Here is a 21,731-nt window from a genome sequence, read left to right on the forward strand (position 1 = left end):
CCATACCGGTGGAAGCAGGAACGGAAAGCCACGCCCCGCTCTTTTCATACTGTTGCGATATTTTGATTGTTCCGAATGGTAGGCCGTACAGGACTTGAACCTGTGACCAAAGGATTATGAGTCCTCTGCTCTAACCAACTGAGCTAACGGCCCCCTGGGGGTAATGCGCATATACGAACCCTGGCGGGTTCGCGTCTCCGGCGTTGCGCCGAAGGGGCGGATTGTAAGCACGCTCTCGCGCTCCCCAGCCCGCCTACTTCTGCGATAGCGCGTTGCTCACCATCCTCGACGTGATGTCCACGATCTCGATCATCCGGTCGTACGCCATCCGCGTCGGCCCGATCACCCCGAGCGTCCCCACCACCTCGCCATCCACCTCGTACGGCGCCGACACGATCGACAGCTCCTCCACCGGCACCACCTGGCTCTCGCCGCCGATGTAGATCCGCACCCCGTCCGCCCGGCTCGAGACATCCAGCAGCCGCATCAGCTGCGTCTTCTGTTCGAAGAGATCGAACATCCGCCTCAGGCTGCCCATGTCGTGGCTGAAGTCCTGCACCGTCAGCAGATTCCGCTCGCCGGAAATCACCATCGGCTCGTGCTCCTGCAGCCCCTGCTGCCCCACGTCCACCGCGGCGCTCATCAGCTTCGCGATCTCCCCGCGCAACTGATCCACCTCCGACCTCAGCCGGTCCCGCACCACATCCAGACTCAGCCCCGCATAGTGCGCGTTCAGCCGGTTGCTCGCCTCCGTCAGGTCCCCCTGCGTCAGGTCCTGCGCCGTGAACACCAGACGGTTCTGCACATCCCCGTCCGGCGACACCATGATCACCAGCACCCGCCGCTCACCCAGTCTCAGGAATTCAATGTGGTGGAACACCGCCGACTTCCGCGGCGACGTCACCACCCCCACGAAACTCGACAGGCTGCTCAGCAGCTGCGCCGCGTTCGCGATCACCCGCTGCGGCTGGTCAGGCAGCAACTGGCTCTCGAAGCTGCCGTGCGGCATCCCCGGCTTGGCCGTCAGCAAGGTGTCCACGAACAGCCGATACCCCCGCGCCGTCGGGATCCGCCCCGCACTCGTGTGCGGGCTCGCGATCAGACCCAGCTCCTCCAGGTCCGCCATCACGTTGCGGATCGTCGCCGGACTCAGCTCCAGCCCCGACGCCTTCGACAGCGTCCTCGAGCCCACCGGCTGACCATCGGCGATATACCGCTCCACCAGAGCCTTCAGCAGTGTTTTAGCGCGGTCGTCGAGCATGTTTTTCATTCTAGTGAAGCTGGCAGCGCCACCCCCTCGCACCCCCGGTCCGGTCACATCCCCTGTGGTGTAATTCCCCGCTATGTCCAAGCGCTTCCGTCACGTGGCCATCGTCGGAAAACCCCAGTCGCGGGGCATCCGCCCCATCCTGGAAGAGATTGCCGATTTTGTCGCCTCCCAGGGATTGGATGTTTCCCTTGAAAAGGAAACCGCCGACTCCACCGGAATCACCGGCCTCCCCGCCCTGACCCACGCCGAACTCGGCACCCAGTGCGACCTGGCCATCGTCGTCGGCGGCGACGGCACCATGCTCGGCTTCGGCCGCCAGGTCGCCCGCTACGGCCTCCCCCTCGTCGGCATCAACCAGGGGCGCCTGGGCTTCATCACCGACATCTCCGCCGACCAGTTCAAGGACGCCCTCGCCCCCATCCTCAACGGCGACTTCGAGATCGAACACCGCTCCCTCCTCGAAGGCGCCGTCATCCGCGACGGCGAGCAGATCTTCTCCGGCGTCGCCCTCAACGACGTCGTCGTCTCCCGCGGCGCCACCGCCGCCATGGTCGAACTGCGCGTGGACGTCGGCGACGAGTTCGTCGCCAACATGCGCGCCGACGGCGTCATCGTCGGCACCCCCACCGGCTCCACCGCCTACGCCCTCTCCGCCGGCGGACCCATCCTCCACCCCGGCATCGCCGGCTGGGTCCTCCTGCCCATCGCCTCCCACGCGCTGTCCAACCGCCCCATCGTCCTGCCCGACTCCGGCGAGGTCCGCCTCACCATCGTCGCCGGCCGCGACGCCTCGGTGAACTTCGACATGCAAGCCCTGGCCTCCCTCCTGCACGGCGACTGCATCACCGTGCGCCGCTCCCAGCACCGCGCCCCCTTCCTCCACCCGCGCGGCTGGAGCTACTACGCCACCCTCCGGCGCAAACTCCGCTGGAACGAAGGAACCACCTGATGCTTCGCCGCCTCAGCCTGAAAGACTTCGTCATCGTCCCGGCCCTCGAGCTCGACTTCTCCGCCGGCTTCTCCGCCCTCACCGGTGAAACCGGCGCCGGCAAGTCCATCCTCATCGACGCCCTCCAGCTCGCCCTGGGCTCCCGCGGCGACGCCGCCGTCGTGCGCGAAGGCGCCGCCCGCGCCGAGATCGCCGCCGAGTTCGACCGCCCCCGCGCCCTCGCCCCCTGGCTCGAGGACGCCGGCTTCGAGGCCTCCAGCGACGGCGCCAGCGACACCCTGCTCCTGCGCCGCGTCATCGACGCCCAGGGCAAGAGCCGCGCTTGGATCAACGGCGGCACCGCCACCGTGGCGCAGCTGCGCGAACTCGCCGAACACCTGCTCGACATCCACGGCCAGCACGCCTGGCAAGGCCTGACCCGCCCCGCCAGCGTGCGCGAGCTGCTCGACAACTACGCCAGCATCGACACCAGGCCGATGGCCGCCGCCTTCGCCGACTGGCGCCAGGCCACCGAGGCCCTCGCCGCCGCGCAATCGAAGCAGGCCGACCTGGCCCGCGAACACGAGCGCCTGAGCTGGCAGGTCAGCGAGGTCGGCCGGCTCGCCCCCGGCAGCGACGAGTGGGACGAGCTCAACGCCGAGCACCAGCGCCTGTCGCATGCGCAGTCGCTGATGGACGCGGCCCGCGGCGCGCTCGAGCGCATCGCCGAGGCCGAGATCAACGCGGAATCGCTCACCGACGAGGCGCTGTCCGCGCTGCAGGACGTGCTCGAGTACGACGCCGGCCTGCAGGACACCGTCAACGCGCTGCTCGGCGCGCAGGCGCAACTGCAGGACGCGGCGCACAGCCTCAGCTCCTATCTGAACGCCGCCGACCTCGATCCGGACCGGCTGCAGCAGCTCGACGAGCGCGTGTCCGCGTGGGTGACACTCGCGCGCCGCTATCGGCGCCAGCCGGCGGAACTGCCGGCGCTGCTGGAGGAATGGAAGACGGAACTCGCGCAGCTCGACGCCGCATCCGACCTCGACGCGCTGCAGGCCAGGCAGACGGCCGCGCTCAAGCGCTTCCAGAAGGAAGCCAAGAGCGTCAGCACCGCGCGCGCCAAGGCGGCGCCGGCGCTGTCGAATGCGGTGTCGCAGGCGATGCAGCAACTCGGCATGGCCGGCGGCCGCTTCGAGATCGCACTGCTGCCGCAGGACGAGCCGCAGAGCTTCGGGCTGGAGTCGGCCGAGTTCCTCGTCGCCGGCCACGCCGGCAGCACGCCGCGCCCGCTCGCCAAGGTCGCCTCCGGCGGGGAGCTCTCGCGCATCGCGCTGGCCATCGCGGTCACCACCAGCCAGCAGAACAGCGGCGCCGGCACGCTGATCTTCGATGAGATCGATGCGGGCGTCGGCGGCGCCGTCGCGGAGACCGTCGGCCGCTTGATGAAGCAACTCGGCCAGCGCGTGCAGGTGCTCGCGGTGACCCACCTGCCGCAGGTCGCCGCCTGCGCCGATCAGCACTTCCTCGTCGCCAAGGCGCTCAAGGACGGCAAGACCAACTCCGACGTCCGCCCCATCGCCGGCGAAGCCCGCACCGCCGAGATCGCCCGCATGCTCGGCGGCGAACGGCTGTCGTCGACCTCCCTCGCGCATGCGCAGGAGATGCTCGAGCTCTCCGCCCGCACCGCGCCGGCCCAGGCCGCGAGCCCCGCCGGCGCCCCCAGCGCCCCGAGCAGCAGCAGCAGGAAGGTCAAGCCGTGAGCGCGCCCAACACCGCCCCGGTGCCCGCGCCGCAGGCCACGCCCACCGCCAGCTCGCCGCGCGGCGAGGTCGTGCTCGTCACCGGCATGTCCGGCGGCGGCAAGTCCATCGCGATGCATGCGCTGGAGGACGCGGGCTTCTTCTGCGTCGACAACCTGCCTCCGGAGCTGCTGCCGCAGTTCCTCGAACTGGAACGCCAGCGCGGCTGGCGCCGCGTGGCCATCGCGGTCGACGTGCGCAGCGCGGGCTCGTTGCCGCAGCTGCTGCAGCACATCAAGACGATGCGCCAGGAAGGCGTCACGCTGCGCTCGATCTTCCTCGACGCCGACGACGACACGCTGCTGCGCCGGTTCTCGGAGACGCGCCGGCCCCATCCGCTGCGCGCGCGGCAGGATGAGCCGCAGGACGGCGACCTTCATCGCGCGCTGCAGGAGGCGATCGCACTGGAGCGCGAGCTGCTGACCTCGCTGCGGATGGAGTCCACGGTGATCGACAGCAGCCAGCTGCGGCCCGCGCAGCTGCGCGGATGGCTGAGGGATCTGGTGCGGGTCAGCGGCTCATCGCTGACGCTGGTATTCGAGTCGTTCGCGTTCAAGCACGGCGTGCCGAGCGACGCGGATTTCGTCTTCGACGTGCGCGTGCTGCCGAATCCGTATTACGACCGCGAGCTGCGTCCGTTCACCGGGCGCGACGAGCCGGTGGCGGCCTATCTGGAGGGCCAGCCGGAGGTGCGGTTGATGCTCAGCCAGATCGGCGCGTTCATCGCGCAGTGGCTGCCGAACTTCGCGCAGGATCAGCGCAGCTATCTGACGGTGGCGATCGGCTGCACGGGGGGGCAGCACCGCTCGGTGTACCTCGTGGAGACGCTGGCCAAGCAGTTCGCCTTCCACGGGCAGGTGCTCAAGCGGCATCGGGAACTGGACGCGCGCTGAGGGGCTGACTCGCGCCCTTTTGAACTCCCTAGAGTTCCAACTCCCTCGCCCTTTGAACTCCCTCGAGCGCTAACTCCTTCGCGCCTGGAACTCCCTCGCCCCGCTTGCGGGGAGAGGGAGTTCCGGGGGCGAGGGAGTTCGAAGCGCCAGGGAATGGCTCAAGCGGCACTCGCGCCGCCTTTTTCCTGCGCCTGGAGTTCCATCTCCTGCGCCTGGTTGAACAGCAGGATCCCCAGCACCACCGACGAGAACGGCACCAGGCAGACCAGCGCGATCATCCACAGCACCACGCCGCGGCCCGCGCGCTTGAGCGCCAACCCCATGTAGACCCAGTGCGCCACCAGCGCGCAGAACAGCCCGATCCCGAACATCGCCGCCCGCGCCGGATCCACATCGTCCATCTGCGAATCGCTGATCAGGAACCACAGGCACGCGCCGCTGGCCAGCAGCGCGATGAAGGCGGATTCGAGCGCGCTCTTCAGCGCGGCGGAGGGCCTGGGCGAGGCGTTCGACATGATGTCCCTGACTGTCGTGTTTGGCCGCTGCGCGGCGATCGCGCGAGCATACCGGAGCCGCCCTGCCCACAGACCGGCGGAACCCCTGAGGCAGGCGGGGCCGCCCCGCGCCGCACACTCTCCGCCGCTCAGTCCAGCAGCTTCTTCAGCGGCGCCGGCAACGCGTACTCCGACAAGCGCTCCCGCGCCACCCACACGCCCTCGCCCGCCGGCCGCGTCTCGCGCGGCAGCAGCGCCCGCCGCGGATGCAGCAGCCAGTCGAAATGCGTCAGCACATGCTTGACCCGCGGCAGCGTCTCCGGCGCCGCCACGCCCAGCGCCGCGCTCTGCGCCGTCAGCGCCGCCTCGTCGTCGAACAGCGGCAGCGTCCACAGCCCGCCCCACACGCCCTGCGGCGGCCGCTGCTGCAGCCACACCCGCCCTTCGTGCTCGAGCCACAGCCACCAGCTCTCCCGCTGCCCGCGCTTGAGCTTCTTCGTCTTGATCGGATAGCGCGCCGGCTCGCCCTCCGCCAGCCCCGCGCACAGCGAACTCACTGGGCAGAGTAGGCATTGCGGACTGCGCGTCGCGCACAGGCTCGCGCCCAGATCCATCATCCCCTGCGTGTACGCCGGCATGTCCTGCGGCGACTCCGGCAGCAGCGCCTGCGCTTCGCGCCACAGGCGCTTCTCCTGCGCCGCCGAGGCCAGATCGCCATCGAAGGCCAGCAGCCGCCCCAGCACGCGCTTGACGTTGCCGTCCAGGATCGCCACCCGCTCGCCGAAGCAGAACGACGCGATCGCCGCCGCCGTCGAGCGGCCGATGCCGGGCAGCTCCGCCAGCTCGGCCGCGCTGCGCGGGAAGGCGCCGCCATGGCGCTCGACCACCGCCTGCGCGCACTTGTGCAGATTGCGCGCGCGGCTGTAGTAACCCAGCCCGGCCCACGCGGCCATCACCTCGTCGTTCGGCGCCGCGGCCAGCGCGGCCACGTTCGGAAATCGCTCCAGGAAACGCCGGTAGTAGCCCAGCACCGTCGTCACCTGCGTCTGCTGCAGCATGATTTCCGACAGCCACACCCGATACGGATCGCGCGTGTTCTGCCACGGCAGGTCGTGCCGCCCCTCGCGGCGCTGCCACGCCAGCAGCCGCGGCGCGAAATCGCCACGCACCGCGTCCACGCGGGCTCTCAGATCGTCATCGGTCATCGGCATCGTTCGTTCCAGCGAAGTTCACGCGGGCTGGCATCGCTCCATCGCCTCATCGCTTCTGGCAGCTCGGACAGAAGAAGGTCGAGCGCTGCCCCTGCACGATGCGCCGGATCGTCGTGCCGCACTGGCGGCAGGGCTCGCCCTCGCGTCCGTACACCCGCGCCTGCATCTGGAAGCTGCCCGCCACGCCGTGCGCGTCCTTGAAGTCGCGCAGCGTGCTGCCGCCGGCTTCCAGCGCCTCACCCAGCACCTGCCGCAGCGCCGCCGCCAGCTTCGCCGCGCGCGGCCGGCTGAGCTTGCCCGCCGCCATCCGCGGATCGACGCCCGCCAGGAACAGCGCCTCGCACGCATAGATGTTGCCCGCCCCGACCACCACATCGCCGGCCAGGATCGCCTGCTTCACCGCGACGCGCCGGCCGCGCAGGCCTTCATGCAGATAGGGGCCGTGGAACTCGATGTCGAAGGGCTCCAGCCCGATGCGCGCCAGCAGCTTGGCCGCCGGCTCCACGTCCAGCCCGTCCGACCACACCACCGCGCCGAAGCGGCGCGGATCGGTCAGCCGCAGCACGCCGCGGTCCGTGACCAGGTCGAAGTGATCGTGCGGCCCCGCCGCCGGCGGCTGCTCGCGGAACGCCAGCGAGCCCGACATGCCCAGGTGCATCAGCAGCCCGCCGCCCTCCCCGTCCGGATGGCCGGGTTGTTCGCCGGCCGGCTCCAGCGGCAGCCACAGGTATTTGCCGCGCCGCTGCGCCTCGCCCACGCGCCGTCCGATCAGCCGCTGCGCCGCCACGCCGAGCGGCCAGCGCAGCGGTTTTCCCAGCCGCACATCGAGCACGCGCGCCCCCGCGATGGCCGGGGCAAAACTTCGTCGTGTAACTTCAACTTCCGGTAACTCGGGCATCCCCGGATCATAGGCGCGGCCTCGCGCGCGCCCTCCTAGAATGGTCCACGGCTTGCCCGCCAGGCCTTCCAGGACAGTTCAGGAGTCTCCCCATGCCCGCCCTCGTGCGCCACCCCCGGTGGCTCTTCGCCGCCCTCGCCCTGAGCTGCGCCGCCCACGCCCGCACCGCCCCGCCGAACGAGGCCGCGCCCCCCTCCGCCGCACCGTCCGCCCCCGCCGCCGCGGAAACCCCGGAGGCAGCCGCCTCCGCGCCGGTCGTCAACTCCGACCTCGACGCGCCGATGTTCTATCAGCTGCTGGTCGGCGAGCTCGAACTGCAAGGCGGCCAGCCCGGCGTCGCCTACCAGGTGCTGCTCGACGCCGCCCGCCGCGGCAGCGACGAGGACCTCTTCCGCCGCGTCGTCCAGATCGCGCTGCAGGCCCGCGCCGGCGACCAGGCCGTGATCGCCGCGCGCGCTTGGCGCGACGCGGTGCCGACCTCGCTGGAGGCGCATCGCACGCTGGTCCAGTTGCTGGCGCTGCTGAACCGCCCGGCCGAGGTGCCGCCGGTGCTGCGCTCGCTGCTGACGCTGACGCCGGCCGACAGCCGCGGCTCGGTGATCGCGTCGCTGCCCGGCCTGTTCCAGCGCAACCCCGAGCCGGCGCGCGTGCAGGAGGCCTTCGAGCCGATGCTGCGCGAAGCCGCCGCCAAGCCCGAGACCCGCTTCGCCGCGCTGCTCGTGCTGGCGCAGTTCGCGAAGAACGCGGACAACTTCGAGACCGCGCTGGTCCACGTCCGCGCCGCGGCCAAGGACTTCCCGGATCGCGAGGAGCCGCTGCTGATGGCGCTGGAGCTGCTCCCGCGCCGCCCCGAGGCCGAGGCCCTGATCACCGCCGAGCTGCAGGCCCATCCCGACAAGCAGTCGCTGCGCCTGGCCTACGCGCGCGCGCTGGCCCGCGCCCAGCGGCCCGGCGATGCGGCGCGCGAGTTCCGCCTGCTGACGCAGGAGTCTCCGGACGAGCCCGGTCACTGGCTGGCGCTGGGCTCGCTGGAGCTGGACCTGCAGCATCCCGACGCCGCCGAGGACGCGCTGCAGCGCTACCTGAAGATGGTCGACAAGCCCGCCGCGTCGACGCTGGCCGAGCGCGCCATCGCCGCCGCCGGCCTGGACCGCGCCGACAAGGAAGCCAAGCTGCAGGGCCAGTTGCTGCTCGCGCAGGCCGCGGAGATGCGCGGCGATTTCAAGACCGCCGAGAAGCGCCTGGCCGGCCTCGAGGCCGCGCCAGGCAACCTCGACATCGCCTACCGCCGCGCCTCGCTGCTGGCGCGCCAGGGCAAGCTCGACGAAGGCCGCAAGCTGCTGCAGCAGCTCTCCTCCGAACGCGACCAGGACCGCCGCGCCCGCGTGCTCGCCGAGTCCCAGCTGCTGCGCGAGAACAAGCAGTGGCAGGCCGCCTATGACCTGCTCGGCCAGGCCATCGAGAAGACGCCCGAGGACGCCGACCTGCTCTACGAGCAATCGATGATGGCCGAGAAGCTGGGCCGCGCGCAGGAGATGGAAGCGCTGCTGCAGAAAGTGATCCAGCTCAAGCCGCAGCACTACCACGCATACAACGCGCTGGGCTACTCGCTGGCCGATCGCAACGAGCGCCTGCAGGAGGCGCGCGACCTGATCTCCAAGGCGCTGAGCTTCGCGCCGGGCGAGCCCTTCATCGTCGACAGCATGGGCTGGGTGGAGTTCCGCCTGGGCCGCCTCGGCGAGGCCGAACGCCTGCTGCGCCAGGCCTACGGCTCGCGCCCCGACGCGGAAATCGCCGCCCACCTCGGCGAGGTGCTCTGGAATGCCGGCAAGCAGGACGAGGCGCGCAGACTCTTCGCCGACGCCGCCCGCCGCGATCCGCGCAACGAGGCGCTCCAGTCCGCGATGCAGCGCCTGCAGGTCCGCCCCTGATGCGGCGGCGGCAGTTCAACGGCGGCGCGCTGGCCGCGCTCGCCGGCCCGGCGGTCCTCGCGGCGGCGGCGCTGGGCGGCTGCAGCGCGGTGCCCAAGGCCTCGGAATCCGAGGCCGCCGCGCTCGCCAACGCGCCGCGGCTGACCGGCAAGTTCGGGCTGATCGTCCCGCCCTCGGGCAGCCAGCGCGGACAGAACGTCAACGCCAGCTTCGAGCTGCTCGGCGATCCGCGCCGCGGCCAGCTCGAGATGAGCAGCCCGATGGGCAGCCTGGTCGCGCGCGTGAGCTGGCAGCCGGGCTCGGCCTGGCTGAAGACGCCCGACGGCGACCGCGCCTACGACGACATCGATGCCCTCACGCAGGAGCTGCTCGGCGAGCCGCTGCCGGTGCAGGCGCTGTTCGACTGGCTGCGCGGCCGGCCGTGGCCGCAGGCGCCTTCGCGCAGCGCTGGGGAACAAGGCTTCCAGCAACTCGGCTGGCAGGTCGACCTGCGGCGCTTCGCGGATCAATTGATCTCCGCTCAGCGGCTCAATCCCAATGGACCCGAGCCGCTGGCCACGCTGCGCTTGAAACTCGACGCGGCCGCCGCGCCCTGATCCATTCGGCGTCCACCCGTCATATCCACAAAATATCGCGGGGAATTCTTCGAGCAGTTTTCACGAGGGAATCACGCGCAGTTTGTCAATCGCACGCGCGACGCCCTCGAAACTCCCGCGAACCCGGCGGCATACTCCCCCGCCATGTCGACGTCCATGACCTCTCAAGTTCCCGCGGCGCCGCTGAAGGCGCTCTATGACGTGCCGGCGCCGGCCAAGCTCAACCTGTTCCTGCATGTGGTCGGGAAGCGGCCGGACGGCTATCACCTGCTGCAATCGCTGTTCGTGCTGATCGACTGGGCCGACACGCTGCACTTCGAGCGCCGCGCTGACGGCGCGCTGCAGCGCCACGACCGCGGCGACGCGCTGCCGCCGGACGACCTGTGCCTGCGCGCCGCAAGGGCGCTGCAGCAGGCCAGCGGCTGCGGCTTCGGCGCGGACATCCACATCGAGAAGCGGCTGCCCTCGGGGGCGGGCATGGGTGGGGGCTCGTCGGACGCGGCCAGCACGCTGCTGGCGCTGAACCGGCTCTGGGGCCTGCACTGGCCGCGCGAACGGCTGCTGCCGATCGCGCTCAAGCTGGGCGCGGACGTGCCCTTCTTCGTCGGCGGGCGCAACGCCTTTGTCGAAGGCATCGGCGAGATCCTCACCCCGATCGAGGTGCCGGAGCTGCGGCTGGCGGTCGTCAAACCGGCGGTCAGCATCGGCACCAAGGAAATTTTTTCGAGCCCCCTGTTGCAAAGGTCAAAAAGCGTGGCTATAGTAGCGGGCTTTCCTGCAGCGAACGGCAAACGCAGCGAAGAACTCTCGGCAACGAGAATTCCCCGCAACGAAGCCAATAGCTCGGGTGAACGCGAAGACAGTATGTCTGGCGATCACCAAACGCCGGAGATACTCGTGCAGCAGCTGTACGAAGGATGGGGCAGAAATGATCTGCAACCGCCCGCCGAAGCTGCCAGCCGCGAAGTATCGACAGCGCTTGAATGGTTGCAAACCCGCTACGAAAATTCTCGGATGACGGGTTCAGGCAGTGCAGTTTTTGCTATAGTTCAGCCCTCGCCGAACGCGAAACAAAGCGTGAAGCGACATGCAAAGCAAATCGCGGCGCAGGAAATAGACAAGGTCACCGGCCTGGAGAGCAATCTCAAGGCGACACCGGAAAGCGAGTTCTCGGAACTGCCGGACGGTTGGGTCGGAAAGATGTGTCGCAGTCTGACGGTTCATCCCCTGCGGGATTGGGCGGCAGATTGAAGGTTGTAGGGTGTTGTTCCACGAACAATGTCCTGTGTAGGGGAGTCGCCAAGTTGGTTAAGGCATCGGATTTTGATTCCGACATGCGAGGGTTCGAGTCCTTCCTCCCCTGCCAAATTCTCAGTCAGTTCAATCCGGGACCCGCTGGGTTGGCCACCGGGCCATAAATCTAAGGATGGCCCGCTGTGCTACTCAATACCGTCCTCTTCACGGGTAACGCAAACCCGTCCCTCTCCAAAGAAATCGCCACGCATCTGGGCCTCGAGCTCGGCAAAGCCGTGGTCGGTCGGTTTTCCGACGGTGAGGTGGCTGTCGAGATCCAACAGAACGTCCGCGCCCGCGACGTCTTCGTGGTCCAGCCCACCTGCGCGCCGACCAACGAAAACCTGATGGAGCTGCTCATCATGGTCGATGCGTTGAAGCGCGCCAGCGCGCGCCGCATCACCGCCGTGATCCCCTACTTCGGCTACGCGCGCCAGGACCGCCGTCCGCGTTCGACGCGCGTGCCCATCTCGGCCAAGGTCGTGGCCAACCTGCTGGAAACCGTCGGCGTCGAGCGCGTCCTGACGATGGACCTGCACGCGGACCAGATCCAGGGCTTCTTCGACATCCCGGTCGACAACATCTACGCCTCGCCGGTGCTGCTGTCGGACCTGAAGGCCCGCAACTACAGCGACCTGGTGGTCGTGAGCCCCGACGTCGGCGGCGTGGTGCGCGCCCGCGCGCTGGCCAAGCAGCTGGGCTGCGACCTGGCGATCATCGACAAGCGCCGTCCGGCCGCCAACGTCTCCGAAGTGATGCACGTCATCGGCGAGATCGACGGCCGCAACTGCGTGATCATGGACGACATGATCGACACCGCCGGCACGCTGGTGAAGGCGGCGGAGGTCCTGAAGGACCGCGGCGCCAAGAGCGTCTTCGCGTACTGCACCCACCCCATCCTGTCGGGCCCGGCGATCGAGCGCATCGCCGGCTCGCTCCTGGACGAGGTCGTCATCAGCAACACGATCCCGCTGTCCGAGGCCGCCAAGGCCTGCGGCAAGATCCGTCAGCTGTCGGTCGCCTTCCTGTTCGCCGAGACCATCCGCCGCATCTCGGACGGCGAATCGGTGACCTCGTTGTTCTCGGAGCAGAACAACAACTTCTGATCACAAGCGTTCAGGCCGCGGTCCGCGAGGACGGCGGCCTTTTCACGAAGGCGCCTGGTCGCGGGGCCTTCAACCGCAGCGTCAATGGTGGCGCGGCGTCCATTTGGAGATTGATATGAAATTCGTCGCTTTCGAGCGCAAGCTGCAGGGGACCGGAGCGAGCCGCCGCCTGCGTCACGCCGGCAAGGTTCCGGGCATCGTCTACGGCGCCGGCGAGCCGGCCCTGGTCGAGCTGGACCACAACGCGCTGTACCACGCCATGAAGAAGGAAGCTTTCCACAGCTCCATCCTCGACATGGAAGTGGACGGCAAGACCACGCAAGTGCTGCTGCGTGACTTCCAGATGCACCCGTACAAGCAGCAAGTGCTGCACGTGGACTTCCAGCGCGTGGACGCCACGACCCGCATCACCAAGAAGGTGCCGCTGCACTTCGTGGGCGAAGCCGAGTCGCCGGCCGTCAAGACCGACAAGGGCACCGTCAACCACGTGCTGACCCAGCTGGAAATCACCTGCCTGGCGCAGCAGCTGCCCGAGTTCATCGAAGTCGACCTGAGCGGTCTGACGATGGGCCACTCGATCCACGTGAACGACCTGAAGCTGGCCGACCACATCAAGGTCGTCACGCACGGCAAGCCGAACCCGGTCGTCGCGACCCCGGTGCCGCCGGTGGTGGAAGAGATCGTCGTCGCCGCCGCTCCGGCGCCGGACGCCGGCAAGAAGAAGGGCAAGAAGTAAATTCTTGCCTGACGCGGACCTGACGAGGACCGCGATCCGCGCGGGAGTTCCCGATGGAACTCCCTCCAAGGAAGGCCCCCTCGAGGGGCCTTCTGCTTTTGGGCCTGCCACTGATAATTCCGCCTCATGATTCGTCTCTTTGTCGGCCTGGGCAATCCCGGCCCTGAATACGAGGACACCCGCCACAACGCCGGGTTCTGGTGGATAGACGCGCTGGCGCGCGGTCTGAAGGTCACGCCGCAGCTGGACACGAAGTACCACGGCCTGGTGGCGCGGGTGAACGACGCGCCGGGGGCGTCCGGCCCGATCTGGCTGCTGCAGCCGATGACCTACATGAATCTCTCGGGCAAGTCGGTGGCGGCGCTGGCGCGCTTCTTCAAGATCGAGCCCGAGGAGATCCTGGCCATCCATGACGAGCTCGAGATCGCGCCGGGCGAGCTCAAGCTCAAGCAAGGCGGCGGTAATGCCGGCCACAACGGCCTGAAGGACATGCAGGCCCAGCTGGGCAGCGGCAACTTCTGGCGGCTGCGGCTGGGCATCGGCCATCCGGGCCACAAGGGCGAGGTGGCGGGCTACGTGCTGCGCAAGCCGCCGGTGGCGGAACGCCAGGCCGTCGAGGACTGCATCGGCAAGTCCCTCGAGGCCTTCAAGCTGATGACCGCCGGCGACATGGCCAAGGCCGTGGCGCAGCTGCACGCGAAGCCGCCGCGGCCCAAGCCGCCCAGACCGGCCCACCTGCCTCCGAAGCCCGGCGCCCCTGCTGCCGAGGCTGCTCCCGCCACACCCTCGACTTCGACTTCGACTTCGACCGCGAGCCCAAGCTCGCCTGCGACCTCGAACGCGCCCTCGTTGGCGCCCCCCTCTTCCGGAGACTGACATGCCGCTTCGCGCCGCCTCGATCCTGACGACTGTGTTCCTGGTCTTCATGTTCGGCGCGGCGCAGGCGCAGCGGCCCCCGGCGCGCCCGGCGGCGCAGGACGCGCCACGCAGCTATCACCGCTGCGGCCCGCAGGGCCAGGACTTGCGCGATGGGCCCTGCCCCGACGGCCAGGGCCGCGCGCTCGAACTGCCCAAGGACGAGGTCGACCCGAAGGCCGCGGCCGAGGCCCGCCGGCGCGTCGCCGTGGAGACCCGTGAACTGGCCGCGCGCCAGCGCGAGCGTGAGCGGCTCGCCGCCGCGGCGCCCGCGCCCGCCGCCGGCATCGACGGCCGGCTGGCGGCCCAGCGGCCGGCGACGCGCCCCGCCAAGCCGGCCGATCCGAAGAAGCCCAAGCCCAAGGATCCGAAGCAGCCACCGAAGAAGAAGCCCAAGGTGCCGAAGCCGCCAGAGCCCTCGCTGCCGCCGACGCCAACCGCGAAGGCCCGCAAGATGACCAAGGAGCCCAGGCCTCCTCAGACAGGCAAGGCACGCAGGGGCGGCGATGCCAGGTCTCGCTAGAATGCGCGCCGTTGGTGCTCGCGCGGACATTGCGTCCGTGCAGTTAAACGGGAATCAGGAAGCCGGCGCGTCCCCGATGCGCTCGCCAACCTGAGCTGTCCCCGCAACGGTAAGTGGCCGCCGGCCGCGCGACCGCGATCCTGACGCAGGATGCCCGGCTCGCCGCCGGCACTGCCTGTCCCCGTGTCCACTGGCGCGCGAGCGCTGGGAAGGATGCAGGCAGCGGCCACCAGCCCGGATACCGGCCAACAGGTGGTACCTGCCAGCGATCCCGATGCATCGGGACGTTACGGGTGCCGTTTCCTCAGGCGTCCTGCGGGTGAGCAGGGCCCTGAACCGTCGTTGGTCCGCTCCTCATGCTTCCGTTCGTCTCGCGCGCGCGCCTGGCTGCCCGCTCGCTGCTCGTCCTCACGCCGATCGCTTTCGCCTCGGCCGTCTCGGCGCAGTCGGCGCAATCGGCGCCCTCCTCCACCACCCGTCTCGACGAGGTCACCGTCACCGGCACCCGCAGCCCGATGAAGCTATCCGATGTCGCGGCCGACCTCACCGTCATCGATCGTGACACCATCGAGCGCCAGGGCCTGGGCAACATCGCCGCGCTGCTGCGCAACGTCGCCGGCCTGCAGATGACCAGCAATGGCGGTCCGGGCAACACGACCTCGGTCTTCGTGCGCGGCGCCGAGACGCGCCACACGGTGGTCCTCATCGACGGCGTGCGCATCGACGGCCAGTCCACCGGCGGCGCGCGCTGGGAGAACCTGCCGCTGTCGCTGATCGAGCGCGTCGAGGTCCTGAAGGGCCCGGCGAGCGCGCTCTACGGCTCCGACGCCATCGGCGGCGTCGTGCAGATCTTCACCCGTCAGGGCAGCGGCCCGGCGCGCTGGGAATTCGGCGTGGGCGGCGGCAACCTGGGCCAGGCCAAGGCGGATGTCGTCCTCAGCGGCGGCAGCGCGGTGTTCGACTACGCGGCCTCGCTCGCCGTCGATCGCGGCACCGGCTTCAACGCCTACACGCGCACCGAGAACAAGAGCTACAACCCCGACCGCGACGGCTGGCGCAACTACAACGGCAGCCTGCGCCTGGGCGGCCGCGTGGCCGAAGGCCAGCGCCTGGAGTTCCTTGGCTTGAAGAGCCGCAGCGACGTCGGCTACGACGCCGGCAAGAACGCCGACGACCGCGGCATCACCGAAACGCTGGCCGCCAAGCTCAGCCTCAAGTCGACCTGGTCGCAGGCGCTGTCCTCGCAGCTCTCCGTCGGCCAGTCCGAGGAGAACTACGAGACCCGGCCCAGCGCGCCCTACCTCTCCAGGACGCGCATCCGCAGCGCCTCGCTGCTGGGCTTCTACAAGTTCAACGACCAGCACCAGCTCAATGGCGTGCTGGAACGCCGCGAGGACCGCCTCGCCAACGCCGAGCTGATCGCCGGCGGCAAGGACACGCGCAGCCAGAACGCGATCGGCCTGAGCTACCTCGCCACGCTGGACGCCTTCAGCCTGCAGGCGCACGGCCGCCATGACGACGACAGCGAGTTCGGCGGCATCGACACCGGCAGCCTCGCGGCGGGCTACAAGCTCGGCGGCGGCTGGCGCGTCACGGCCTCGGCGGGCAATGCCTTCCGTGCGCCGACGCTCTACCAGCGCGGCAGCATCTACGGCCCCGACACTGCCAAGCCGGGCGTGGAGGCGCTGCGGCCCGAGCGCGCGCACAACCGCGAGGCCGGCCTGGCCTGGAGCCAGGGCGGCTTCGACCTCGCGCTCACCACCTTCCACAACCGCGTCACCGACCTGATCGCCTTCGGCGCCGCGGGCACGTGCCGCGCGACGCTGGGCTGCTACACCAACGTCGCGCGGGCGCTGCTCAAGGGCACCAGCCTCAAGGGCGGCGCGCAGCTCGGTCCGGTGCGGCTCAGCGCCACGGTCGACTTCCTCGATCCCACCGACGCCCGCACCGGTCTGGTCCTGCAGCGCCGCGCCAAGCGCTTCGGCACGCTGCGCGCGGAAACCGCGCTCAGCGCCTGGACGCTGGGCGCGAACCTCGTTGGCTCGGACCAGCGCTTCGACGACGCGGCCAACAAGACGCGCCTGGCCGGCTACGGCCTGCTCAACCTCGACGCGCAGCGCGCGCTCGCGAAGGACTGGCGCCTGCAGCTCAACGTCGACAACGCCTTCAACCGCGCGTACCAGACGGCGAACTACTACCAGCAGGCGCCGCGGACCTGGTTTGTCTCGCTGCGCTACACGCCGTCGCTGTAAGGTCGCGGCATCGCCCACACCGCCCGCACTGCCCGCACCGCCCACACGCCTTCATCGCCAGGGAGACCCGCATGTCCGCTCATCACCTGATCGTCGGCGGCCAACGCAGCGGCAAGTCGCGCCATGCGGAGCGCCTCGCGCTGCGCTGGGCGCGCTCGCCAGGGCACCAGGTCACCGTGATCGCCACGGCCCAGGCCCATGACGACGAGATGCGCGAGCGCATCGCCCGCCACCGCGCCGACCGCCCGGCCGGCTTCGACACCGTCGAGGCGCCGCTGCGGCTGTGCGACGCGCTGCGCGCGCAGTCCTCGCCGCGCCGCCTGCTCGTGGTGGACTGCCTGACCCTGTGGCTCACCAACTGGCTGATGCCGATGGACGGCGCGCCGCGGCTCGACGACTGGCGCGCCGAATGCGCCGGCCTGCAGCGCCTGCTGCCGCAGCTCGCCTCGCCGGTGGTCTTCGTCTCCAACGAGGTCGGCTGGGGCGTCATGCCGATGGGGCGCGAGGTGCGCGCCTATGTCGACGAGCTGGGCCGGCTCAACCAGCTCGTCGCGCGCCAGTGCGGCGAGCTGACCCTGATGGTGGCCGGCCAGCCGTGGACGCGGCCGGTGATCGACGTGGAGAACCCGCACAGCCCGCAACCCCTGGAGGGCGACCAATGAATCCGATGACCCTGCTCCCGCGCGCGCTGCGCCTCATGGGCATGGCGGGCGCGGCGCTCGCTGCCGCGCTCACCGCCGCGCCGCTCCTCGCCGCGCCGAGCGCGCCTGTCGTTCCCATCACGCTGAAGGACGATCGCGGCCATGCCGTCGCGCTGCCGGTCGTGCCGCAGCGCATCGTCAGCCTGCTGCCCTCGCTCACCGAGACGATCTGCGAGCTCGGCGACTGCGCCAAGCTCGTCGGCGTCGACCGCTTCTCCAACTTCCCGGCCTCGGTGCAGAAGTTGCCGCGGCTCGGCGGCCTGGACGACACCAGCATCGAGGCGCTGGTCGCGCTCAAGCCGGACGTCGTCCTGCTGGGTGTCTCGGCGCGGGTCATCGACCGGCTGGAAGGCCTGGGACTGAAGGTCGTCGCGCTCGAGCCCAGGAGCATGACCGACGTCCAGCGCGTGCTCGGCAAGGTCGGCCAGATCCTGGGCAAGGAGGACGACGCGCGCCGCCTGTGGAACCGCATCGACGGCCACATCGCGCAGAGCGCCGCCACGCTGCCGCCTGGCGCGCGCGGCCTGAGCGTCTATTACGAGGTCGATGCCGGCCCCTACGGCGCGGGCACGGCCTCGTTCATGGGCGAGATCCTCACGCGGCTGGGCGCGAGGAACATCATCCCGGCCGAGCTGGGCCCCTTCCCCAAGCTCAACCCCGAATTCATCGTCCGCGCCGACCCGCAGGTCATCATGGTCGGCCAGCGCAACGCGCCGGGCCTGCCGCAGCGCCCGGGCTGGCAGGCCATCCGCGCAGTCAAGAACCAGCGCCTGTGCGTCTGGATCCCGGCCGAGTCCGACGTCCTTGTGCGCCCGGGCCCGCGCATGTCCGAGGCGGCCGCGCTGATGGCGCGCTGCCTGCGTGACGCCGCCAACGGCCCGGTGCCGCTGCCCACGGTGCCCTTCAACGCCCCGCCCGGAGGCATGCGTTGATGCACGCCATGAGCGGCCGCACGCTGACGCAGCTCGCCGCGCTGCTCGCGCTGGGCGCGGTGCTGCTCGCGCTGGGCCTGGCCATCGGCAGCATGGGCTGGAGTCCCTGGACCGAGGGCGGCGACACCATGCGCCTCATCCTCTGGGACATCCGCGCGCCGCGCTCGATCGGCGCCTGGCTCGCGGGCGCGCTGCTCGCGCTGGCTGGCGCCATCGCGCAGGGCCTGTTCCGCAACCCGCTCGCCGATCCCTACCTGCTCGGCTGCTCGGCGGGCGCCTCGCTCGGCGTCGCCGCGCTGCTCTTCGTCATGGGCGTCTCGCCGGCCGCGGCCGCGCTCGCGCTGCGCGTGGGCATGACCGGCGCCGCCTTCGCCGGCGCCGTCGGGGCGGTGCTGCTCACGCTGGTCCTGGCGCGCGGCGTCACGCAGAGCCTGCGCCTGCTGCTCGCGGGCGTCGTCGTCGGTGTCGTGCTCGGCTCCGGCGCGGCGCTGTTCACGCTCATGAATCCCGACATCCTGCGCGCCATGCAGGCCTTCATGCTCGGCAGCACCGGTTACGTCGGCTGGAGCGCGGTGCAGGTCATGGCCGCCTCGTTCGCGCTGTGCCTGCTCGTCGCGCTGGGCAGCAGCCGCGCGCTGGACGCGCTCACGCTGGGCGAGGACACCGCGCGCTCGCTCGGCCAGCGGCTCACGCTCATCCGCCTGCTGCTCATCGCGGCGCTCTCGCTGGCCACCGGCGCGGCGGTCGCGCAATGCGGGCTCATCGCCTTCGTCGGCCTGGTCGCGCCGCACCTCGTGCGCAGCTGGGGCCCGACCACGCACGGCGCGCTGCTGCTGCTGTCGCCGCTCACCGGCGGCGCGCTGCTGCTCGCGGCCGACATCGCCGCGCGCTGGGTCATCGCCCCGCAGGAGCTGCCGGTGGGCATCATCACCGCGCTGCTCGGCGGCAGCTACCTGCTGTGGCTCATGCACCGGCGCAAAGCCCACTTCGGCGGTGCCGGAGGCGCGCGATGAACGGCGCCGCCCGCTTCCCCGCCGAGCGCGACGCCACCGGTGCTGCCGCGCCCGTGGACCTCGGCCGCGTGCCCGCGCTGCGCATCGAGCTGCGCTCGCTCTCGCTCGGCCCGCGCGAAGTGCTGCGGCCGCTGACCCTCGCGCCGGCTCCCGCCGCATGGACCGCGATCGTCGGCCCGAACGGTGCCGGCAAGTCGACGCTGCTGCGCGCCATGGCCGCGCTGCTGCCGTTCGACGGCGCGCTCACGCTCGACGGCAAGCCCTGGAGCGCGTGGCCGGCCAAGGAGCGCGCGCGCCACGTCGCGTGGCTGGGCCAGAACGAAGCGGCGTCCGACGACCTCACCGCCTACGACGTCGCCATGCTCGGCCGCCTGCCGCATCAACCGTGGCTCGCGCCGGCGAGCGCCGCCGACCACGCGGCCGTCGAACACGCCATGCGCCAGACCCAGAGCTGGGACTGGCGCGAGCGCGCGCTCGGCAGCCTCTCCGGCGGCGAGCGCCAGCGGGTGCTGCTGGCGCGGGCGCTGGCGGTGCGCTCGGGCGTGCTGTTGATGGACGAGCCGCTGGCCCACCTCGATCCGCCGCATCAGAGCGACTGGGCGCGGCTCGTGCGCGAGCGCGTCGCCAGCGGGGGTGCGGTCGTCAGCGTCCTGCATGAGCTCAATGTCGCGCTGCAGGCCGACACGCTCGTCGTCATGGACGAGGGCCGCATCGTCCACCAGGGCGCGCCCCACGATCCCGCCACGCACGACGCGCTGCAGCGCGTCTTCCACCACCGCTTGCTGATCCTGCGGGTGCAGGGGCGGTGGGTGGCGCTCAATGCCTGAAGGAACGATGTCATGACGGGTTGTCCCGCCTTCCTCATCAGCGCGCCGGCTTCGGGCCAGGGCAAGACCAGCGTCACCGCGGCGATCGCGCGTTCCGCGCGGCGGCGCGGCCTGCGCGTGCGCGTGTTCAAGACGGGCCCGGACTATCTCGATCCGATGGTCCTGGCGCGCGCGAGCGGCCACACCGTCTATCAGCTCGATCTGTTCATGGGCGGCGAGGCGCACTGCCGGCAACTGCTCGACGACGCCTCGAGGGACGCTGACCTGATCCTGGTCGAAGGCGTGATGGGTCTTTTCGATGGCAAGCCGAGCAGTGCGGATCTGGCCGCGGCCTTCGACCTGCCGGTGCTGGTGGTGCTGGATGCCTCGGCGATGGCGCAGACCTTTGCGGCCTTGGCGACGGGGCTGGCCCGATTCCGCGATGACATCGTGGTGGCGGGTGTCATCGCCAACCGTGTCGGCAGCGACGCGCATGCACGCATGGTCGCCGAAGGGCTGCCGAAGGAACTGCCATTGATCGCCGCGCTCAAGCGCAACGGTGATCTCTCGCTGCCCGAGCGCCACCTGGGTCTGGTGCAGGCCCTGGAGCTTCCTGAGCTCGATGCGCAGCTCGACGCCTGGGCCGACGCCTGGGATCTCGGCGCGGGGCTGGGTGTCTCGGAGGCTGGCGACCGGGTCCCCCTTTTTGGAACTCAAGGAACGAATTTGCTTGCCGGCAGGCAAGCAAAGGGGGGAGATGGAAAAAAGGGGGGCCCGGTTGACGGCCTCGCGCTCGATCGTCGCCTGGAGGGCTGCCGCATCGCAGTCGCGAGCGATGCGTGCTTCTCCTTCATCTACCCCGCCAACCTGGATCTGCTGCGCGCACTCGGCGCTGACGTGCGCGAGTTCAGTCCGATCGCTGGCGAGGATCTTCCTGAATGCGATGCCTTGTGGCTGCCGGGCGGCTATCCCGAGTTGCATGCTGAGGCGCTGCGCGCGCATCCGCGTTTCTTCGCGGATCTGAAGGCTCACCTGGAGGCGCGAAGGCCTTTGCTTGCCGAATGCGGCGGCATGCTGGTGCTGCTTGACGAGTTGAGCGATGGCGAGGGCGTGGCGCATCCGATGGCTGGCGTGATGCCTGGCCGCGCCGCGTTGCAGAAGCGTCTCGCCGCCCTGGGTCTGCAGGCCATCGCCTGGCCCGAGGGTGAGCTGCGCGGCCACACCTTCCATTACTCCACGATGGACACGCCGCTCCCGCCGATCGCCACCGCGCGCAATCCCAATGCCGGCCGCGCCGCCGAGGCGCTCTATGCGCGCGGCCCGCTGCGCGCGAGCTACGTCCATCACTACTTTCCGTCGAACCCTGCCGCCGTCGCGGCGTTCTTCGGCGGCGAGTCCTCCTCCGAATCCCTTTCCAGGAACTGAGTCCCG

At 70.2% G+C, this 21,731-nt stretch carries 20 protein-coding genes, 2 tRNA genes and 1 riboswitch; of the genes, 17 read left to right on the forward strand and 5 right to left on the reverse strand.

Annotation, left to right across the window (positions count from 1 at the left end; translation table 11 throughout):
* Positions 1–76: 76 nt before the first annotated feature.
* Together ABDW61_RS09785 and hrcA are read right to left on the reverse strand one after the other, a co-directional pair.
* A tRNA-Ile gene (locus ABDW61_RS09785) sits at positions 77–153 on the reverse strand.
* Positions 154–253: 100 nt separating this feature from the next.
* Positions 254–1,261 carry a heat-inducible transcriptional repressor HrcA gene (gene hrcA / locus ABDW61_RS09790; RefSeq protein WP_343638271.1) on the reverse strand — a complete coding sequence of 336 codons (1,008 nt, stop codon included), beginning with the start codon at positions 1,259–1,261 and terminating at the stop codon, positions 254–256.
* Positions 1,262–1,343: 82 nt separating this feature from the next.
* Here hrcA and ABDW61_RS09795 point away from each other — a divergent pair, with 82 nt between their 5' ends.
* Genes ABDW61_RS09795 through rapZ form a run of 3 tightly spaced genes read left to right on the forward strand, consistent with a single transcriptional unit; the run spans position 1,344 to position 4,893 of the window.
* Positions 1,344–2,219, forward strand: a complete 876-nt coding sequence (locus tag ABDW61_RS09795; protein ID WP_343638272.1) for an NAD kinase — start codon at positions 1,344–1,346, stop codon at positions 2,217–2,219.
* Complete coding sequence (recN, locus tag ABDW61_RS09800) at positions 2,219–3,961, forward strand: DNA repair protein RecN (RefSeq protein WP_343638273.1); 1,743 nt, start codon at positions 2,219–2,221, stop codon at positions 3,959–3,961. Before ABDW61_RS09795 ends, recN begins: the two co-directional genes overlap by 1 nt.
* A gap of 20 nt (positions 3,962–3,981) precedes the next feature.
* Complete coding sequence (gene rapZ, locus ABDW61_RS09805; protein ID WP_343638542.1) at positions 3,982–4,893, forward strand: RNase adapter RapZ; 912 nt, start codon at positions 3,982–3,984, stop codon at positions 4,891–4,893.
* Positions 4,894–5,051: 158 nt separating this feature from the next.
* Here the strand turns inward: rapZ and ABDW61_RS09810 are convergent, their stop codons facing one another.
* From ABDW61_RS09810 to mutM, 3 genes are all read right to left on the reverse strand, one after another.
* Positions 5,052–5,408 carry a hypothetical protein gene (locus ABDW61_RS09810; RefSeq protein ID WP_343638274.1) on the reverse strand — a complete coding sequence of 119 codons (357 nt, stop codon included), beginning with the start codon at positions 5,406–5,408 and terminating at the stop codon, positions 5,052–5,054.
* A 128-nt stretch (positions 5,409–5,536) separates the two neighbouring features.
* On the reverse strand, positions 5,537–6,592 hold the full coding sequence (gene mutY, locus ABDW61_RS09815; protein WP_343638275.1) for an A/G-specific adenine glycosylase: 1,056 nt from the start codon (positions 6,590–6,592) through the stop codon (positions 5,537–5,539).
* A gap of 52 nt (positions 6,593–6,644) precedes the next feature.
* Positions 6,645–7,496 carry a bifunctional DNA-formamidopyrimidine glycosylase/DNA-(apurinic or apyrimidinic site) lyase gene (mutM, locus tag ABDW61_RS09820; protein ID WP_343638276.1) on the reverse strand — a complete coding sequence of 284 codons (852 nt, stop codon included), beginning with the start codon at positions 7,494–7,496 and terminating at the stop codon, positions 6,645–6,647.
* A 92-nt stretch (positions 7,497–7,588) separates the two neighbouring features.
* On the opposite strand from mutM, the gene ABDW61_RS09825 reads away from it, so the two are divergent.
* The 14 genes from ABDW61_RS09825 to ABDW61_RS09890 all read left to right on the forward strand — a co-directional run bounded on the left by ABDW61_RS09825 (position 7,589) and on the right by ABDW61_RS09890 (position 21,725).
* The gene (locus ABDW61_RS09825; protein WP_343638277.1) at positions 7,589–9,427 is read left to right on the forward strand and encodes a tetratricopeptide repeat protein; all 1,839 of its coding nucleotides are present in this window, start codon (positions 7,589–7,591) and stop codon (positions 9,425–9,427) included.
* Entirely contained in the window at positions 9,427–10,023 is a 597-nt protein-coding gene (locus ABDW61_RS09830; protein WP_343638278.1) for an outer membrane lipoprotein LolB, read from the forward strand. The genes ABDW61_RS09825 and ABDW61_RS09830 overlap by 1 nt, the downstream gene beginning before the upstream one ends.
* 183 nt (positions 10,024–10,206) lie before the next feature.
* The gene (gene ispE, locus ABDW61_RS09835; RefSeq protein WP_343638543.1) at positions 10,207–11,274 is read left to right on the forward strand and encodes a 4-(cytidine 5'-diphospho)-2-C-methyl-D-erythritol kinase; all 1,068 of its coding nucleotides are present in this window, start codon (positions 10,207–10,209) and stop codon (positions 11,272–11,274) included.
* A 38-nt stretch (positions 11,275–11,312) separates the two neighbouring features.
* Positions 11,313–11,389 (forward strand) — tRNA-Gln (locus tag ABDW61_RS09840).
* A 70-nt stretch (positions 11,390–11,459) separates the two neighbouring features.
* A complete protein-coding gene (locus ABDW61_RS09845) occupies positions 11,460–12,422 on the forward strand; it encodes a ribose-phosphate pyrophosphokinase (RefSeq protein WP_343638279.1) in 963 nt (320 codons plus the stop codon).
* Positions 12,423–12,537: 115 nt separating this feature from the next.
* Entirely contained in the window at positions 12,538–13,158 is a 621-nt protein-coding gene (locus tag ABDW61_RS09850) for a 50S ribosomal protein L25/general stress protein Ctc (RefSeq protein WP_343638280.1), read from the forward strand.
* Positions 13,159–13,284: 126 nt separating this feature from the next.
* Complete coding sequence (pth, locus tag ABDW61_RS09855; RefSeq protein WP_343638281.1) at positions 13,285–14,034, forward strand: aminoacyl-tRNA hydrolase; 750 nt, start codon at positions 13,285–13,287, stop codon at positions 14,032–14,034.
* 1 nt (position 14,035) lies between these two features.
* Positions 14,036–14,596 (forward strand): hypothetical protein, encoded by a 561-nt coding sequence (locus ABDW61_RS09860; RefSeq protein WP_343638282.1) that lies wholly within the window; start codon positions 14,036–14,038, stop codon positions 14,594–14,596.
* Positions 14,592–14,861, forward strand: a riboswitch (cobalamin riboswitch). Its footprint overlaps the gene before it by 5 nt.
* 91 nt (positions 14,862–14,952) lie before the next feature.
* On the forward strand, positions 14,953–16,848 hold the full coding sequence (locus ABDW61_RS09865) for a TonB-dependent receptor (protein ID WP_343638283.1): 1,896 nt from the start codon (positions 14,953–14,955) through the stop codon (positions 16,846–16,848).
* A gap of 71 nt (positions 16,849–16,919) precedes the next feature.
* Complete coding sequence (gene cobU, locus ABDW61_RS09870; RefSeq protein ID WP_343638284.1) at positions 16,920–17,510, forward strand: bifunctional adenosylcobinamide kinase/adenosylcobinamide-phosphate guanylyltransferase; 591 nt, start codon at positions 16,920–16,922, stop codon at positions 17,508–17,510.
* Positions 17,507–18,481 (forward strand): ABC transporter substrate-binding protein, encoded by a 975-nt coding sequence (locus ABDW61_RS09875; RefSeq protein ID WP_343638285.1) that lies wholly within the window; start codon positions 17,507–17,509, stop codon positions 18,479–18,481. The genes cobU and ABDW61_RS09875 overlap by 4 nt, the downstream gene beginning before the upstream one ends.
* Positions 18,482–18,489: 8 nt before the next feature.
* Positions 18,490–19,494, forward strand: coding sequence for an iron ABC transporter permease (locus ABDW61_RS09880; protein WP_343638286.1), 1,005 nt, complete (start codon positions 18,490–18,492; stop codon positions 19,492–19,494).
* Positions 19,491–20,321 carry an ABC transporter ATP-binding protein gene (locus tag ABDW61_RS09885; RefSeq protein ID WP_343638287.1) on the forward strand — a complete coding sequence of 277 codons (831 nt, stop codon included), beginning with the start codon at positions 19,491–19,493 and terminating at the stop codon, positions 20,319–20,321. The genes ABDW61_RS09880 and ABDW61_RS09885 overlap by 4 nt, the downstream gene beginning before the upstream one ends.
* A 12-nt stretch (positions 20,322–20,333) precedes the next feature.
* On the forward strand, positions 20,334–21,725 hold the full coding sequence (locus tag ABDW61_RS09890) for a cobyrinate a,c-diamide synthase (protein WP_343638288.1): 1,392 nt from the start codon (positions 20,334–20,336) through the stop codon (positions 21,723–21,725).
* Positions 21,726–21,731 lie beyond the last annotated feature (6 nt).

It is taken from the genome of Roseateles sp. (genome assembly GCF_039595595.1).
In the GTDB taxonomy this organism is placed as follows: Bacteria; Pseudomonadota; Gammaproteobacteria; order Burkholderiales; family Burkholderiaceae_C; genus Roseateles.

Excerpts from the sequence above, each read along its gene's own strand:
- hrcA (WP_343638271.1), bottom strand. The coding sequence starts at position 1,261 with ATGCTCGACGACCGCGCTAAAACACTGCTGAAGGCTCTGGTGGAGCGG.
- ABDW61_RS09795 (WP_343638272.1), top strand. The coding sequence starts at position 1,344 with ATGTCCAAGCGCTTCCGTCACGTGGCCATCGTCGGAAAACCCCAGTCG.
- recN (WP_343638273.1), top strand. The coding sequence starts at position 2,219 with ATGCTTCGCCGCCTCAGCCTGAAAGACTTCGTCATCGTCCCGGCCCTC.
- ABDW61_RS09810 (WP_343638274.1), bottom strand. The coding sequence starts at position 5,408 with ATGTCGAACGCCTCGCCCAGGCCCTCCGCCGCGCTGAAGAGCGCGCTC.
- mutY (WP_343638275.1), bottom strand. The coding sequence starts at position 6,592 with ATGACCGATGACGATCTGAGAGCCCGCGTGGACGCGGTGCGTGGCGAT.
- mutM (WP_343638276.1), bottom strand. The coding sequence starts at position 7,496 with ATGCCCGAGTTACCGGAAGTTGAAGTTACACGACGAAGTTTTGCCCCG.
- ABDW61_RS09825 (WP_343638277.1), top strand. The coding sequence starts at position 7,589 with ATGCCCGCCCTCGTGCGCCACCCCCGGTGGCTCTTCGCCGCCCTCGCC.
- ABDW61_RS09830 (WP_343638278.1), top strand. The coding sequence starts at position 9,427 with ATGCGGCGGCGGCAGTTCAACGGCGGCGCGCTGGCCGCGCTCGCCGGC.
- ABDW61_RS09850 (WP_343638280.1), top strand. The coding sequence starts at position 12,538 with ATGAAATTCGTCGCTTTCGAGCGCAAGCTGCAGGGGACCGGAGCGAGC.
- pth (WP_343638281.1), top strand. The coding sequence starts at position 13,285 with ATGATTCGTCTCTTTGTCGGCCTGGGCAATCCCGGCCCTGAATACGAG.
- ABDW61_RS09860 (WP_343638282.1), top strand. The coding sequence starts at position 14,036 with ATGCCGCTTCGCGCCGCCTCGATCCTGACGACTGTGTTCCTGGTCTTC.
- ABDW61_RS09865 (WP_343638283.1), top strand. The coding sequence starts at position 14,953 with ATGCTTCCGTTCGTCTCGCGCGCGCGCCTGGCTGCCCGCTCGCTGCTC.
- cobU (WP_343638284.1), top strand. The coding sequence starts at position 16,920 with ATGTCCGCTCATCACCTGATCGTCGGCGGCCAACGCAGCGGCAAGTCG.
- ABDW61_RS09875 (WP_343638285.1), top strand. The coding sequence starts at position 17,507 with ATGAATCCGATGACCCTGCTCCCGCGCGCGCTGCGCCTCATGGGCATG.
- ABDW61_RS09880 (WP_343638286.1), top strand. The coding sequence starts at position 18,490 with ATGAGCGGCCGCACGCTGACGCAGCTCGCCGCGCTGCTCGCGCTGGGC.
- ABDW61_RS09885 (WP_343638287.1), top strand. The coding sequence starts at position 19,491 with ATGAACGGCGCCGCCCGCTTCCCCGCCGAGCGCGACGCCACCGGTGCT.
- ABDW61_RS09890 (WP_343638288.1), top strand. The coding sequence starts at position 20,334 with ATGACGGGTTGTCCCGCCTTCCTCATCAGCGCGCCGGCTTCGGGCCAG.